This is a genomic window from Gloeothece verrucosa PCC 7822, from assembly GCF_000147335.1.
Taxonomy (GTDB): Bacteria; Cyanobacteriota; Cyanobacteriia; order Cyanobacteriales; family Microcystaceae; genus Gloeothece; species Gloeothece verrucosa.
In genome coordinates this window covers 115,353-130,675 of record NC_014533.1, presented here as the reverse complement: position 1 = coordinate 130,675, position 15,323 = coordinate 115,353, and the positions used below count along the sequence as shown (strand labels likewise).

At 36.7% G+C, this 15,323-nt stretch carries 12 protein-coding genes; 7 read left to right on the top strand and 5 right to left on the bottom strand.

Going from position 1 to position 15,323, the window contains the following annotated elements; genetic code table 11:
- Positions 1–813 (bottom strand): SDR family oxidoreductase, encoded by an 813-nt coding sequence (locus CYAN7822_RS27805; RefSeq protein ID WP_013334300.1) that lies wholly within the window; start codon positions 811–813, stop codon positions 1–3.
- A gap of 529 nt (positions 814–1,342) precedes the next feature.
- Between CYAN7822_RS27805 and CYAN7822_RS27800 the strand changes: the two genes are divergently transcribed.
- The 6 genes from CYAN7822_RS27800 (at position 1,343) to CYAN7822_RS27770 (ending at position 9,002) form a co-directional block, all read left to right on the top strand.
- Positions 1,343–3,232: a glycoside hydrolase family 15 protein gene (locus tag CYAN7822_RS27800; RefSeq protein WP_013334299.1), complete on the top strand. Its 1,890-nt coding sequence runs from the start codon at positions 1,343–1,345 to the stop codon at positions 3,230–3,232.
- A 430-nt stretch (positions 3,233–3,662) separates the two neighbouring features.
- Positions 3,663–4,802 carry a Gfo/Idh/MocA family protein gene (locus tag CYAN7822_RS27795; protein WP_013334298.1) on the top strand — a complete coding sequence of 380 codons (1,140 nt, stop codon included), beginning with the start codon at positions 3,663–3,665 and terminating at the stop codon, positions 4,800–4,802.
- Positions 4,803–4,846: 44 nt separating this feature from the next.
- Entirely contained in the window at positions 4,847–5,281 is a 435-nt protein-coding gene (locus tag CYAN7822_RS27790; RefSeq protein WP_013334297.1) for a fasciclin domain-containing protein, read from the top strand.
- Positions 5,282–5,540: 259 nt separating this feature from the next.
- Entirely contained in the window at positions 5,541–6,647 is a 1,107-nt protein-coding gene (locus tag CYAN7822_RS27785; protein ID WP_013334296.1) for an alpha/beta fold hydrolase, read from the top strand.
- Positions 6,648–6,885: 238 nt separating this feature from the next.
- A complete protein-coding gene (locus CYAN7822_RS27780; protein WP_041934132.1) occupies positions 6,886–7,929 on the top strand; it encodes an SDR family NAD(P)-dependent oxidoreductase in 1,044 nt (347 codons plus the stop codon).
- A 359-nt stretch (positions 7,930–8,288) separates the two neighbouring features.
- Positions 8,289–9,002: a dienelactone hydrolase family protein gene (locus tag CYAN7822_RS27770; RefSeq protein ID WP_013334294.1), complete on the top strand. Its 714-nt coding sequence runs from the start codon at positions 8,289–8,291 to the stop codon at positions 9,000–9,002.
- 21 nt (positions 9,003–9,023) lie between these two features.
- Here CYAN7822_RS27770 and modA (CYAN7822_RS27765) read toward each other — a convergent pair whose 3' ends face one another.
- The 3 genes from modA (CYAN7822_RS27765) to modA (CYAN7822_RS27755) all read right to left on the bottom strand — a co-directional run bounded on the left by modA (CYAN7822_RS27765) (position 9,024) and on the right by modA (CYAN7822_RS27755) (position 12,568).
- On the bottom strand, positions 9,024–9,833 hold the full coding sequence (gene modA, locus CYAN7822_RS27765) for a molybdate ABC transporter substrate-binding protein (RefSeq protein WP_013334293.1): 810 nt from the start codon (positions 9,831–9,833) through the stop codon (positions 9,024–9,026).
- Between the two features lie 11 nt (positions 9,834–9,844).
- The gene (gene modB / locus CYAN7822_RS27760; protein WP_013334292.1) at positions 9,845–11,695 is read right to left on the bottom strand and encodes a molybdate ABC transporter permease subunit; all 1,851 of its coding nucleotides are present in this window, start codon (positions 11,693–11,695) and stop codon (positions 9,845–9,847) included.
- 81 nt (positions 11,696–11,776) lie between these two features.
- Positions 11,777–12,568, bottom strand: a complete 792-nt coding sequence (gene modA, locus CYAN7822_RS27755) for a molybdate ABC transporter substrate-binding protein (protein WP_013334291.1) — start codon at positions 12,566–12,568, stop codon at positions 11,777–11,779.
- Positions 12,569–12,875: 307 nt separating this feature from the next.
- Here modA (CYAN7822_RS27755) and CYAN7822_RS27750 point away from each other — a divergent pair, with 307 nt between their 5' ends.
- Entirely contained in the window at positions 12,876–14,864 is a 1,989-nt protein-coding gene (locus CYAN7822_RS27750) for a serine protease (RefSeq protein WP_157871970.1), read from the top strand.
- Positions 14,865–14,880: 16 nt separating this feature from the next.
- Here CYAN7822_RS27750 and CYAN7822_RS27745 read toward each other — a convergent pair whose 3' ends face one another.
- Positions 14,881–15,300 carry an MgtC/SapB family protein gene (locus CYAN7822_RS27745; protein ID WP_013334289.1) on the bottom strand — a complete coding sequence of 140 codons (420 nt, stop codon included), beginning with the start codon at positions 15,298–15,300 and terminating at the stop codon, positions 14,881–14,883.
- Positions 15,301–15,323: the final 23 nt, after the last annotated feature.

Sequence of the window (15,323 nt, the reverse complement as noted above, 5' to 3'; positions counted from 1 at the left end):
TTAACCTCCATCAGCAAAACCTGGATATAAGGTCATGCCACCATCTACATCAAGAGTAGCACCATTAACATAGTCAGAATCATCACTAGCTAACCATACAGCCGCCCTACCGATATCGTCCGGTTCTCCTACTCTTCCTTGAGGAATTAATTTTAATAATTGAGCTTCAGCTTGTGGAGTATCCCAAGCATTTTTATTAATGGGTGTTTTAATAGCGCCTGGAGCAATACTATTAACTCGTATTTTATGGGGAGCAAGTTCTTGAGCGATACTTTTCATCATCATCTCAATTCCCCCTTTACTAGAAGCATAATTCACATGACCGGCCCAAGGAATAACCTCATGAACAGAACTAATACAAATAATTTTACCGGCTGCACTTGATATATCCGGCTTGACTCCTCGTTTTAAAAATTCTTTGGCGGCTTCGCGAGCGCACAAAAATTGTCCCGTCAAGTTAACTCCTATGACCAAATTCCAATCATGAAGACTCATATCAATAAAAGCCGCATCTTTTTGAATTCCTGCATTATTAACTAAAATATCAATGCCGCCAAACTGTAAATACATTTCTTGGAACATAGCTTGCACTTCATCTTCAGAAGCTACATTTGCACCTATAGCGATGGCTTGTCCGCCTTCATTACAGATATCAGCAACAATTTTACGGGCGCTTTCAGCATCCGAATGATAGTTGATTACTACTGAAGCACCGGCTCTCGCTAAATGACGGGCTACTGCTTCACCAATGCCTGAACTAGCACCTGTCACTAAGGCTTTTTGATTTTTAAGTAAATAGGGAGAATAACTCATATTTTTTTGCTTAACTTCGTTTTACACTAATCAGTTAAAGAAGCCAGAGAAATATCAACAGGTTAATTTTAAAAATATATGCAACCCGGCTCATCTACTTTAAGTTATAGTTATCGGGTTGAAGTTGGCATCAATAACATTAATAATTTTTAATCGATGTAAATTATTTTATTATATGTATCAAGCACAAACTTGCCAATTAAATATAAGTTTTTTCTCATTTTTTAAAATATCTATATTTGGATAGATGTCCTAATTTACAGAAGGGACAGTTTAATTTTTAGCCCAAATAAATATATAAATAGGAATAGTTAGAAGAAAAAATGAATATGATAAGATTTTGACAGATTCAAACGAAAGCTAGATAAAAAATCTAAAAAAGGTTATATATAAATGTAATTAGTGTAATTTTTGGCTATGTATAATTTAAATATTTTAATTTTTAATATAGCAATGTTCTATTGTCATACACTTAACTTTTTTTTCAGGTATTTAGCATTTTAAAATGCCCGTTTAATTTCTTAGGAAAATGGATATTAAACTAATAAACAACACCAACCAAAAATCAAAATTATTTTTTTCTCCCATTGAAGATTACGGAATTATTGGAAATTGCCATACGGCTGCATTAATTAATAGCCAGGGATCTATAGATTGGCTTTGTTTACCTCGCTTTGACTCGCCTTCAATTTTTGCCAGAATTTTAGATTTAGAAAAGGGGGGATTTTGGAGTATTCAACCGATAGAACCTTTTGAAAGTGAACATAAATATTTTGATCACACTAACGTATTAAAGACAAGGTTTACTTGTTCCACTGGATGTTTTTCTTTAATGGATTTCATGGATATCACTAATCCAGAAATAGAGCAAGATTTAGCCGCACCCGGGCGATTAATTAGAATTGTTGAAGGGATAGAGGGCGCAGTTGAGATAATTAGTATTTGTACTCCTCGTCCAAATTATGGACAAACAATTCCTAATTTTACCCATTTGGGAACTGAAGTAAAATTTGGTAAATTTATCTTAACAGCACCGAAAGAGTTGCAAATAGACGAGCAAAATAATAGCTTAATTTGTTCTTTCATCCTCAATGCTGGAGAACAACTAGCTTTTACTTTAATGACAGAAAACGATTCAGATTTACCATCACTGGAGCCGGCAACCGCTTTAAGTTCAACTATTACATTTTGGCAAAATTGGGCTAATCAATGTACTTATCAAGGTCCTTATCGAGATCAAGTAATTCGCAGCACTCTTACGTTAAAATTAATGACTTATGAACCTTCAGGAGCCATTGTAGCAGCACCGACCACTTCATTACCTGAGACTATAGGAGGAGAGAGAAATTGGGACTATCGTTTTACTTGGATTAGGGATGCTTCTTTTACTCTTTATGCACTACTTTTAGCTGGATATTTTGACTATCAACAGCCGTTTTTTAACTGGATAGTTCGCACTGCTAAAGTGGAAAAAACCGGGATCAAAATTCTTTACCCTATTACTGCTGAAGGTCAAATTATTGAGCAAACTTTAGATTATTTACAAGGATATCGTAACTCTCGCCCAGTACGCATTGGCAATCAAGCGGTAGAACAGATTCAAATGGATGTTTATGGCGAGGTAATGAGTGCCCTTCATTTTGCTTGGAAAGCCGGAAAATATGATCCGTCGCCCATTTGGGATGAAGTTTATTCTATGTTAGACTGGGTTGCTGATCATTGGCGTGAACCCGATAGCGGCATTTGGGAAGTTCGCGGAGGGGTGAGACATTTTGTTTATGGTAAAGTAATGTCATGGTTGGCACTGGATAGCGGCATTGATATTGCTCAAACCTTGCATTTAAAAGGAGATATTGAGCGATGGTGTCAAGAAAGAGATAACATTCGAGCCGAAGTATTAGAAAAAGGATGGAGCGACAAATTAAAAGCTTTTAAACAATCTTATGAAGAGGAAAACCTCGATGCCGCGAATTTATTGTTACCAGTTTTTGGCTTTATCGATGGGCGTGATCCTCGAATGGAATCTACGATTAATCAAACCCTTAAATATCTCGTAAAAAATGGTTTATGTTATCGTTATCTTAATGCACCAGAAGGAATAAAAGGACAAGAGTCCACTTTTGTTTTATGTACTTTTTGGTTAATTAATGCCCTCATTTTAGCAGGACGTTTAGAAGAAGCACAGCAATGGTTTGAAACCCTACTAGCTAAAAGCACTCCTTTAGGATTATTTGCTGAAGAAATCGATGCCGAAACAGGGGCACACCTCGGCAATTTTCCTCAAGCTTTTTCTCATATTGGTGTGATTAATGTTGCCGTTTCTCTCGCTCATGCTAAACAAACAGGTACAGTTGAATGCCATCATGCTAATGCCGCTAATGCGGCTGGTAGAGGTGGCGGCGGCTTTCAATGTAAATAAGTAAAGTCTTACAGTCTAAAAAATAGCCAGTTTGATAGGTTAAATATTGGTTATATAAAAAAACATCTTTCTTAAGATAGAAATTTGAGTAATAAAAACATTATTATATGGAGCCATCATCATTAACATTTTTCTTAAAACAATCAACAACAATAAACTCAGCTAAAATTTTAATCTTTCTTTAGATAGATTTGAGCTTTTTTGTGTATCTTATAATAATAAATAAAGCTTAGACATAAATAATTTATTGTCTTTTTTTCCAAGTTTTTGCTGTTGCTGTAAAAAGTCGCATGATAATTATTTATTATGCCATTGTAATTTTTTTATAGGATAAATTTTAAAATGGCTAATTTTTAATATTTAGAATCTAGAGCTTACTAAAATTTCGGGTTAAAAACCATTGTAAAAATTCATTCATGGAGTTAAAATAATGCCCTTATCTAATATTTCTGATTCTAATGCAAATAACAAACGAAAAATCCGTTATGCTATTGTGGGGGTAGGGTGGTTTGCTCAAGCCGCCACTTTACCGTCTTTTGTTCATGCAGAAAATTCTGAAGTTGTTGCTTTTGTTTCTGATGATCCTGCTAAAAAAGACGAACTTGCCCAACATTATGGGGTTAAGCTTACTTATTCTTATGACGAATATGAAAAATGTTTAAGTAGCGGTGAAATTGATGCCGTTTATATTGCTTTGCCCAACCATTTACACTGTGAATATACAGTCAGAGCGGCTAATCAAGGAATTCACATCTTATGTGAAAAACCGATGGCATTAAATGAAGATGAATGTCAACAAATGATCGAGGCTTGTAAAAATAATAATGTTAAGCTAATGATTGCTTATCGTTTACATTTTGAAGAAGGGAATTTACAAGCCATTAAAACAGCACAGTCAGGAGAAATTGGCGAAGTGCGTATTTTCAACTCGGTATTTACCCAACAAGTAACACCGGGTAATATCCGATTACAAAAAGCCAAAGGAGGAGGCACACTTTATGATATCGGTATCTACTGTATTAACGCAGCGCGTTATTTATTTCGCTCTGAACCGATAGAAGTATTTGTAACCAGTGCTACTAAAAAAAATGATGAGCGCTTTAGCGAAGTTTCAGAGATGACCAGTGCTATTTTACGCTTTCCAGAGGAACGACTGGCGACATTTACCTGTAGTTTTGGAGCCGCTAGTGTTTCTAGTTATCATCTTGTTGGTACAATCGGAGATTTACGAGTAGATCCTGCTTATCCTTGGAAGGGAGAAATTAAGCATTATTTAACTATTGAAGACAAAAAGCAAGAACGTTCTTTTGAATCACGAGATCAACTAGCGGCTGAATTGCTTTATTTTTCTGACTGTATTTTGCAAAATAAAGACCCAGAACCCTCGGGAATAGAAGGATTAAATGACGTTCGTATTATTAATGCCCTTCACCGTTCTTTAGAAACTGGTAATGTTGTTCAATTAGGTCATTTAGATTATCACCAACGGCCTACAGTTGAACAATCTATTCAACTTCCCCCACATCAAAAAGGCCCGGACCTTGTTGATGCGACTCCAGCTAGTCAATAAATCTTAAAATTTCAAAAACTTAACCAAAAAAGAGGAAAGTATTTATGCCTGATTTGTTAGATACTGCTATCAATGCCGGTTGTTTTACCACTTTAGTCGATGCCATTAATGCGGCTAGTATGGCACAAGCATTAAAAACCGAAGGCCCCTTTACTGTTTTTGCTCCAACCGATGAAGCCTTTTCTAAGTTACCATCAGGAACAGTAGAAACCTTGCTAGAAAATATTCCTGATTTAATCGCCATTTTGAGATATCATATCATTCCTGATCAAATAATCCTGGCAGCAGATATCCCTCAAAATCAATCTCTGGAAACTTCAGAAGGTTCATCAGTAAAAATCCAAGTCTCAGATGATAGTATTCACATCAATGAGGCTAAAGTTATTAACACAGATGTTAAAGCAGATAATGGAGTTATTCATGTCATTGACAGCGTTATTATTCCTCAATCAATGGGAAAACTTTTAGCTTTGAATTAAAAGTATCGATTTCTTAGAGGCGTTGCCGACAACGTCTCTACAATAAGCTGTCACGCATTTAATTTGTTCTTTGTGGCGGGGTGTAGGGGAGGCACGGATGGCGAGGTTTCCTCGCTATGTTGAGTGCCGTTGTAGGGTGTAGGGTGTGGGGGAAGAGTTTTAGGGTTTGTTTCCTAAGATCATAATATCGTTGTTTTTAATCAGAAGTCCGTAACTCCTATAAATTTTATTATTTAGGAAGGGAAGAGGCAAAATGTTTATGCCCCTTGATTTTTTGTTGCGAACGCTTACAGGATTGCTCTCGTTTGTTCTACTGGGTGGTAGTATTTATATACTTCACGAGTGGTACGAAGGAGAATTAATTAACCGTTTCTGGTTGATTTTAGGTTGGACTATTATAATTTGGTCATTTTTAGGATTTTTGCCGATTACTCTTTTCTTACGGCGGAGGGGAGTTGATGAACCGAGAATGTACCGCAGTAGTGTAACTGAACAAATTTTACGTCCTGATGGCAGTGAAATTCATATTGAATTCTATGGTTCACCTGATGCCCCTCCTTTAATTTTGACTCATGGTTGGGGGCCAAATAGTACAGTCTGGTACTATCTCAAAAAACAACTTGCCCATCACTACCGTTTGATCCTTTGGGATTTACCGGGTCTAGGTAAATCGAGTCATCCTAAAAATCGTGATTACTCACTCGAAAAATACGCTCGTGATCTTGAAGCTGTGTTAGCTTTAGCCGGAAATCGTCCGGCTATTTTACTAGGTCATAGTATGGGTGGGATGATTCTGCTAACCTTTTGCCGCTTGTTTCCCGAATATCAGAGACGACAAGTCGCAGGCATAATTTTAGTGGATACGACCTACACAAATCCACTGAAAACGACTATTTTTAATCGAATTATCAAGCGGTTGCAAAAACCGTTAATTGAGCCATTATTGTATACAGTTATTGCCCTATCACCTCTGTTTTGGCTGATGAGTCTTTTAAGCTACCTCAACGGTATGATGTATTTAACTACGGAATTATCTGGATTTACAGGACATGAAACTCGAGGACAACTTGATTTTTCAACGCGCTTGGGATTACTGGCATCTCCTGGGGTACTCGCAAGAGGAGTATTAGCAATGTTCAATTTTGATGAAACCGAAACCCTGTCAACTATCGAACTTCCCGTCTTAGTTATTGCTGGTGAATCGGATATTTCTACGCTTAAGAGCGCTAATCGTCGCATTAGTATCGATATCCCTAATGCCGAGTTGGTTGTTTTAAAACCTGGCGGACATATGGCTTTAATGGAACGAAATACTCAATTTTCCCAAATACTAAAAACCTTCGGAGCATTACCGCAAAAAAATTAACAATAAGCAAGAGGTGAACGACTAATTTTTTTTTAAATAAGATTTTTTCTCTAAAAATTGAAAATTGAAAAATTAAGTAGTCGGACATAAGTATTGAGTGGGCTGGGACATTTATTGCGGCTTTGGCTTACAATATTATTCCTGCAAAAGTTTAACAAATTTTTTTTCAAAAGATAGATGTATTAACAGTCTTTCTGTCTTTAGTATGGCCGTGAAGTTACAATGGTGGGGGCTTTTTATGAACACTATTCAAGACCATCCTATAGGTTTTATTCTAGCCGCTATAGGCACATTTTGGGTTTTGCTTACTATTTTACGCTGGTGGCAAGAAAGCCAATATAATTTTAAAGATAAGACCGTATTAATTACTGGCGGCTCTCGTGGCCTTGGTTTAGTCATGGCACGCCAGCTAATAAAACAGGGTGCTATATTAGCTATCTGTGCCAGAAATACGGCAGAACTCGAAGCCGCTAAATCTGAGTTAGAAGAAACAGGAGCAAAAGTCTTGACAATTCCCTGTGATGTCACCAATTTATCTCAAGTCCAGGAGTTAATTGAAACAGTTAATAACTCTTTAGGCAGTATTGATGTGCTGATTAATAATGCAGGTATGATTCAAGTCGGCCCATATCAAACCATGACCCTATCTGATTACGAAGCCGCCATGAATGTTCATTTTTGGAGTCCTCTTTATACCACCCTTGCGGTTGTTCCTAGTATGAGAAAACGAAAAACCGGTCGAATTGTTAATATTTCCTCTATAGGCGGAAAAATTAGTGTTCCTCATTTATTACCTTATAGTGCCAGCAAGTTTGCTTTAGTTGGACTCTCTGAGGGAATGCGTTCGGAATTAGCACGTGATGGAATTATTGTTACTACTGTTTGCCCTGGATTAATGCGAACAGGAAGTACCGAAAATGCTTTTTTTAAAGGTCATTATCGGGCTGAATATACCTGGTTTAGTCTCAGCGATTCTCTCCCTATAATATCCATGAGTGCAGATGCCGCCGCGCGACAAATTTTAGCCGCTATTCGGCGAGGTGCTTCTGAAGTAACTTTATCAATTCCTGCATTTATTGCTACTCGCTTTCATGGTCTCTTTCCAGGGTTTACCAGTGATCTTTTAAAATGGGTTAACTGGTTACTTCCAGCCGCAGGAGGAATTAATGATGAACAACGACCCGGAAAAGCGAGTCATTCCTCATTATCTCCCTCAGCTTTAACTCGGTTGAATAATCAGGCTATGCGGCAAAATAACGAGCTTGAAACGGATGAATTATAACACCATCAAACATTAGACTTTTTGCAGAAGTCGGGAGAAGGAAAAATATTTGATACTTATTCTTTTTTTTCAAAAATGATAATTTCTGCAAGAGGTCTAATTTTTGGCTCTCCCGTACTTCTGGTGATAAGAAAAGCTTCCTTATTGTAGGGTGGGTTAGGTGTGGGGATAATTTTTATAAGAAACGGATAAATTTTGATCCGCTCCGTAACCCACCACTGTGTATTTTGTAGCAATATAAACATTTTCGCCCACGATGCCGAAAGAGCCTAAATTTTTATCCTAAAGGAGGATACCCAGAATCTTATCTATAATTAATAGTTAAATAAATAAAAGTTAATTAGATAGGCTAAATGTTGATGAAACTTGAACAGATAGATGTCATAATTCCTACCGACGACGGACAAATGCCTGCCTTTTTGTGTCGGCCACTTTCAGAGAGTCCGGAACCTGCTATTATTCTCCTAATGGAAGCTTTTGGTTTAACATCCCATATAAAAGACGTGGCCCGCCGAATTGCTGCATGGGGTTATGTGGTTCTTGCCCCTGATTTATATTACCGAGAGTTACCTCTCAACACGTTCTCCTATGACGAAGTAGAACAAGCGATGGCTATGATGTATCGTCTCGATCTGTTGGCTACGGAAAATGACATTAGGGCGGCATTAGCTTATTTGAAATCCTGCTCAAATGTGAAAGAAGATCGCATTGGAATGACGGGATTCTGTTTAGGCGGGGGACTGACTTTTATGAGTGCTTGTAAATTTTCTAATGAAATTAAAGCAGCTGCTCCCTTTTACGGTATGGTTTTTGATGAGTGGATCGAGGCCGTTAAAAACATTACCATTCCCGTATATTTATTTTTCGGTGGTGCAGATCCATTTATTGCAAGGAAACGAATTGAACAAATCGAATCTCGCTTTCGTGAACTCGATAAAGAATATTTTTTAAAGGTTTATGACGATGCCGATCACGGGTTTTTCTGTGATGAGCGTTCTTCTTACAATTTTGAGGCTGCGGTTGATGCAGAGCAGGAATTGACAAATTTCTTTGAGCAATATCTACGTCTTTAAAGTTAGGTTACTAAACTTTAGTTACTGTGCCATCTTAAAGCCATACTTTTCAAATATTGTTTGAGCAGGAGGACTTGAAAGAAATTGAATAAATTGCTGGGCAGCCTCGACATTTTTACTATTTTTCAGCACAGATATAGGATAAATAATCGGTTGATGCGTATTTTCTGAGGCTGTAGCTACTACTCTAACTTTATCTGAGGTTAAGGCATCTGTTCCATAAACAATCCCTGCATCAAGATTACCTGTACCCAAATAAGCTAAAACTTGGCGAACATCTTTAGCAAAAACGATTTTAGGTTTAATTTGCTCATAAATATTGAAAAAAGTTAAAACTTCTTTACCATATTGTCCAGCAGGAACACTCCCCGGGTCGCCAATAGACAAACGTTTAATTTTGCTATTTGTTAAATCTTTAAAATCGGAAATATTCGCCTCATCAGTATTTTTAGCCACCACTAAAACCACATTATTTTTTAACAAGTTTTGGCGAGTTCCTTCTAATAAAAGCTTCTTAGCTTCTAAAGCATTTATTTGTTTGGGAGCCGCCGAAATAAAAACATCAATTGGTGCGCCTTGTTCAATTTGCTGCTGTAACGTTCCTGAACTCCCAAAATTATAAGTTAGTTTAGGATTAAAATTTTCTGGTTGATAAATTTTTTTTATTTCCGTTAGAGCATCTTTAAGACTGATAGCGGCTGATATGGTCAACTTTACCGGTTCAGATGGGGAATTAGAAGTTGTATTATCTGAGGACTGACTACAGCTAACAGTTCCTATAAAAGTCAACATCAAACACAGGAGTAATCCTATAAAATTTTTTCTCTTCATTTTTTCCTCAGTCAATTTTCTAATAAAATCACTTTCCAAGGATTTAAGGTAATGTACCAAGGACAAGGCTGTTTTTTTAACTCAAACCATTTGTCTTTAAACACTTCCACTAACAAATCATAGGTTTTATTAGTCCCCGGGTCTTCATGAAGTTTTAGATATAGGGTGATTCGATGTTGAGTTTCACTAATAGTCACTAACCAACAAGGAAAGGTATTAGCTTGTTCTGGGTCTTGCGTAAAATTAAATTGATGGGCGCGATAACCCACATAACTAAGGTGATCTGGAATAAATTCCACTACTTGTAAAATACAATTCCACTCTATCGCTTTTACTGTTTGATCGTCAAGCCTCTGGGCACTAGAAAAATTTTTACATTCAGTTAATTGTGCTGTTTTAAAAGTGCGAGGCCTTTCAAAGATTTCCTGTTTACTTCCTGCCTCAATAATTTGACCTCCGTCTAATACCAATAAATCTTTACACACTCGATAGGCTTCTTCAAGTTTATGAGTAACAAATAAACTCACTCCGTCATAAGCGGATAAAACTCGAATTAATAACTGTTCAACGCGACCCCGAAGATAAGTATCTAAAGCGGATAAGGCTTCATCAAAGATTAAAATTTCTGGTTCAATGGCTAAAGCTCTCGCTAAAGCGACTCTTTGTTGTTGTCCTCCTGATAATTGGCTCGGAAAACGTTTTTCTAATCCTTCTAATTCTAATAACTGAATATATTTTTGGATGCGTTGCTGTTGTTGGATAATGGGTAAATCTTTAATGCCAAATGCAATGTTTTCAAAAACATTAAGATGAGGAAATAAGGCATAATTTTGAAATACAAATCCAATTTGCCGCTCATTGGGAGGTACATTTATTTTGCGTTCAGAATCAAATAAAGTACGCCCATTAAGCACAATTTTCCCCTGGTCTGGTGTGACTAAACCGGCAATACATTTTAACGTCATACTTTTCCCTGAACCCGAAGCACCTAGCAATCCTAATGTTTCTTGAGTGGCTTTAAAATTTACTTCTAAACTAAAACCGGCTAGGTTTTTTTCAATATCGACCATTAGTTCTTGTGAAGGATTATGACTCTCAGCCGCATAAGCTTGAGGAATTAAATGGTTCTCAGATTCAAGAATTCTCGAGTCAATATTACTGGGGCGTTTTTGAGTTTTTTTATCGGCTTTTACTGGGGCTGTTACTTGCTTAGATTGTGACCAAAAATTGACTACAATAATGACGAACATGGAAATACTCATCAATATTAATACCCAAATTAGGGCAGTGGTCATATCTCCAGATTCCGCCGCAAAAAAGATAGCCACCGGCATAGTTTGAGTTTGTCCAGGGATATTACCAGCTAACATTAAAGTTGCACCAAATTCTCCTAAAGCACGAGCAAAGGATAAAATGGTAGCGGCAACTAAACCTTTATAGGAAAGAGGCAGCATAACTTGCCAAAAAATCCGCCATTCAGAAGCGCCTAAAGTGCGAGCGACTAAATAAACTGAAGCGTCAATTTGTTCAAAAGCGCCTAAAGTCGTGCGATACATGAGGGGAAAAGCAACAACGCTTGCTGTAATAACGGTAGCTTCCCAACTAAAGATAATGTTATAGTCGAAAGCTTGGGCTAATAGTTGTCCGATGGGACTATTGCGCCCTAATAATAATAGTAATAAGAATCCGACCACTGTCGGCGGCAAAACTAAAGGAGCAATAAAAATAGCATCAATTATGCCTTTACCTTTACCTCGATAAGTTAACATCCAACGCGCGGCGGCAATGCCCACAAAAAAAGTGACGATAGTAGCTACTCCTGCCGCTCTTAGAGAAATCCAGAGGGGTGACAAATCGAACATAATTTAAACCTTTAATTTGAATTAGCTGCAAAATTTTTTCCTCCAATTGCTGTATCTTGGCTCTACTGCCTCAAACTTAAATTAAATCGTGAATCCGTATTTTTTAAAGACTTTTTGAGCTTGAATCCCAGAAAGATATTGAGCAAATTCTTTTGCGGCGGCTTGATTTTTACTATCTTTTAGCACAGCAATAGGATAATTAATCGGCTGATGAGACTGAGGGGAAGCTGTCGCGGCAACTCTTACTTGAGGAGAAGTCATGGCATCAGTTGCATATACCATGCCAGCATCTACATTACCAGTCCCCACATAAGTTAGCACTTGCCGCACATCTTTGGCATAAACTAATTTAGATTTAACAGCATCATAAACGTTATAGAATTTAAGAGCTTGTTCTCCATATTGTCCGGCTGGTACGCTGCTAGGGTCTCCTAGGGCAATTTTTTTCACTTGATTGTCCTTTAAATCGGAGATTTTTTTGACGATTTGTTGGTTTTTTGGGGTAATTAATACTAGGCTGTTACTGACTAAATTTTTGCGTGTTCCTGATAGTAGTAATTGTTTTTGTTCTAGAGCATCCATCTGTTTAGCGGCGGCTGAAATAAAAATATCTACCGGCGCACCCTGTTCAATTTGTTGTTGTAAAGAGCCTGATGAACCAAAATTATAGGTTAGCTTAACTTTTGGCTGACTCTTTTGATACTGCGTTTTTATTTCTTCTAGGGCATCCTTAAGACTAATGGCGGCTGAAACGGTTAAGTTATTTGACTGAGCTACCGCAGGAGGGTTAAGCACATTGCCCCCAAATCCTAAAGCAAAAGCCAAAGATAAAATCAAACCCGATAAAAAAAGTATAATTTGACGTTTTTTCATGAAACACTCCTCTTTGACAGATTTTGTTCTTGTTTATAGCGTTAAGTTTTGCTTATCAATGCTCAAGGCTATAAGAATTATAAGATATAATAAACAAAATTACCAACAATGTTGGTAAATGTGTTGAATTACAAATGTCATCCTGAGCCTTGCCAAGGATCGCGGCCCAATCTCAAACCTTAATTATTTCGTTACAGTGCGTAAGTTTTAATCTTTTATAAGAGCGGAAAATTCTGAACGAATTGCAAGATATCGTGCCTTATTTTAGATAAAATAGTCTAATAATTAGCATTTAAATAGAAAAATAATGTTTAAGCTTTCGTTACCTATGTTTACTTGGCTCTTACTCATCCCGGTGTTAAATTCTCAAACTCAGGGTATAAAAATTTGGCAAATCAATGGTAGATTCAATAATTTTATTGCTAGTAATCAAGAAACGTCAGTATCGGTTTCCAATTATACAGGATTTCTTGCTGATATTAACCAAAAAGCTCAACAAATAACGGTTAAAATCGAGCTAAGTAATAACGATAACGGTTCAGGAGTAATTATTGCCCGAAACGGACAGACTTATTATATATTAACTGCCTCTCATGTAGTACAAAACTCCCAAGAAACTTATCAAATACTTACTCCAGATGGCGAAAAATATCCCGTTAATAATCAAACGATTAAAATTTTAGAAGGCATAGATATGGCCGTATTAGCATTTACCAGCCCCAAAACTTATACAGTCGCCAAATTAGGAAACTATGACTTAGGGTTAGAAAAAATTAATGATTTAAAGCAACTTAAAAAAGGATGGATTTTCGTGAGTGGGTTTCCCGGAAATACTAATCCTCCCACCGTTAAAGGAAAATATTATTTAAGTAGCGGCAGAATTTGGCATAAAGATGTAGCCTCTTTTACTACTAATGATCAATATTCTTCTGAAATGGGAAATGATTTAGTTTATACAGCCATTTCTTATCCAGGAATGAGCGGAGGAGCCGTGTTAGATTCCGAAGGAAGAGTAATAGGAATTAATACAGGCATAGAAGGAAATCTTGGTCAAAGCTTAGGCGTTTCTATTACAACTTTAATGGGAGTAGTATCTAAAACGCAAATACAGCCAAGTTGGTTAACAGTAGAAAGCTCAAACCCGCCTGAGTTAACGAATGATCAAGTTGAGCAAATCCGCCATCAATTATTTACTTTACAAGCTCCTCTGGCTGAGGCAAATGCTGATGATTGGCTGAATTATTGTAATGCTCTTTGGCGATCTTCCCAATATAATGAAGCGATAAAAGCTTGTGATAAAGCCATTGAAAAACAACCAAAAAGTGCTAATGCTTATTATCTAAAAGGCTTATTATTTTTATATCAGTTTCAATATCCTGAAGCGATTATTAACTTTAAAAAAGCTACTCAATTTGACCCAAAATTCCATCAAGCTTGGCGACAACAAGGTTTTTGTTTTTTGATGTTAGAACAATATCCGGATGCAAGCACCGCTTATCAGCAAGCCATTAAATATGCTCCTGGAGAGTTTGTTTATTATATTGAACAGGCAGGTGTTTTGAAGCGGCTTAAAAACTATGCTCTGGCACTGGAAGCTTACAAAGAAGCCTTAAAGATTAAACAACATCCTTGGACTTACAATAATCGAGGTTTGCTTTATTCGGATTTACAAAAGTATAAATTAGCTTTATCTGATTATAATAAAGCAATTGCTCTTAACCCCTTGTTAGAACAAGCCTATTATAACCGAGGTGTTCTCTATTCTCAATTAAAAAAATATGAATTAGCCCTGTCAGATTATGATAAAGCTATTCAACTTAATCCCGAAGATACTCAAGTTTATTACAATCGAGGCAATCTCTATAAAACTTTAAAAGAGTACGATAAAGCACTTTTTGATTATAACAAAGCCATTGAATTTAATTCCGAGGATGCACAAGCTTACAACAACCGAGCCGTTGTTTATAAAGAATTAAAAGAGTATAAAAAAGCATTGTCTGATTATAATAAAGCGATTGAAATTAACCCCGATGATGCAAGAACCTACTACAATCGGGGCATTCTCTACAAAGAATTAGAAGAATATGAATTAGCACTGTCTGATTATAGTAAAGCGATTGAAATTAACCCACAGTTAGCATTCGCCTACGCTAACCGAGGGATTCTCTACGCCCAGACGGGGAATAAAAAACAAGCTATCTCTGATTTACAAATTGCTGCCGACTTATTCCGTCAACAAGGAAATGTCACAGATTATCAAAATATTAGGCAAATTTTGCAACAATTATCTGAATAAGTAAACAAAAATAAAGTTATCTGTTTTCTCGATTTTTTAGTTTATTGAATAAGAATTTACCCCCAATTAAAACTATTAGGGCGAAGATTAAACTTAAAACAGCTAATGGCCACAATCCCACACCACAAGCTAATCCAAGAGCAGAAGATAACCAAATTTCGGCTGCACCTGTTAAGCCGCGTGTTGTACGATTTTCCTTAAAAATCAAGCCGCCACCAATAAAGCCTACTCCTTGTATCACTCCGGTAATAACTCGCGGCACTTCAGATGGCTCAAAAATAGAAGTTAAAATCACAAAAGAACTAGAGGCTAAAGCTACTATTGCATTAGTTTTAAAGCCGCCATATTTTCCTGTAAGTTCTCTATTTAATCCAAGAAGCCCTCCTAACAAGGTCGCCGTAAAAAGTTTAATAGTTATTTGTGTCCAGTCATTCATTAATCATTTAAAATTCTACTTAA

Bases quoted from the DNA above. Each gene is read 5' to 3' on its own strand.
- CYAN7822_RS27805 (WP_013334300.1), bottom strand. From the start codon at position 813: ATGAGTTATTCTCCCTATTTACTTAAAAATCAAAAAGCCTTAGTGACA.
- CYAN7822_RS27800 (WP_013334299.1), top strand. From the start codon at position 1,343: ATGGATATTAAACTAATAAACAACACCAACCAAAAATCAAAATTATTT.
- CYAN7822_RS27795 (WP_013334298.1), top strand. From the start codon at position 3,663: ATGCCCTTATCTAATATTTCTGATTCTAATGCAAATAACAAACGAAAA.
- CYAN7822_RS27790 (WP_013334297.1), top strand. From the start codon at position 4,847: ATGCCTGATTTGTTAGATACTGCTATCAATGCCGGTTGTTTTACCACT.
- CYAN7822_RS27785 (WP_013334296.1), top strand. From the start codon at position 5,541: ATGCCCCTTGATTTTTTGTTGCGAACGCTTACAGGATTGCTCTCGTTT.
- CYAN7822_RS27780 (WP_041934132.1), top strand. From the start codon at position 6,886: ATGAACACTATTCAAGACCATCCTATAGGTTTTATTCTAGCCGCTATA.
- CYAN7822_RS27770 (WP_013334294.1), top strand. From the start codon at position 8,289: ATGAAACTTGAACAGATAGATGTCATAATTCCTACCGACGACGGACAA.
- modA (WP_013334293.1), bottom strand. From the start codon at position 9,833: ATGAAGAGAAAAAATTTTATAGGATTACTCCTGTGTTTGATGTTGACT.
- modB (WP_013334292.1), bottom strand. From the start codon at position 11,695: ATGTTCGATTTGTCACCCCTCTGGATTTCTCTAAGAGCGGCAGGAGTA.
- modA (WP_013334291.1), bottom strand. From the start codon at position 12,568: ATGAAAAAACGTCAAATTATACTTTTTTTATCGGGTTTGATTTTATCT.
- CYAN7822_RS27750 (WP_157871970.1), top strand. From the start codon at position 12,876: ATGTTTAAGCTTTCGTTACCTATGTTTACTTGGCTCTTACTCATCCCG.
- CYAN7822_RS27745 (WP_013334289.1), bottom strand. From the start codon at position 15,300: ATGAATGACTGGACACAAATAACTATTAAACTTTTTACGGCGACCTTG.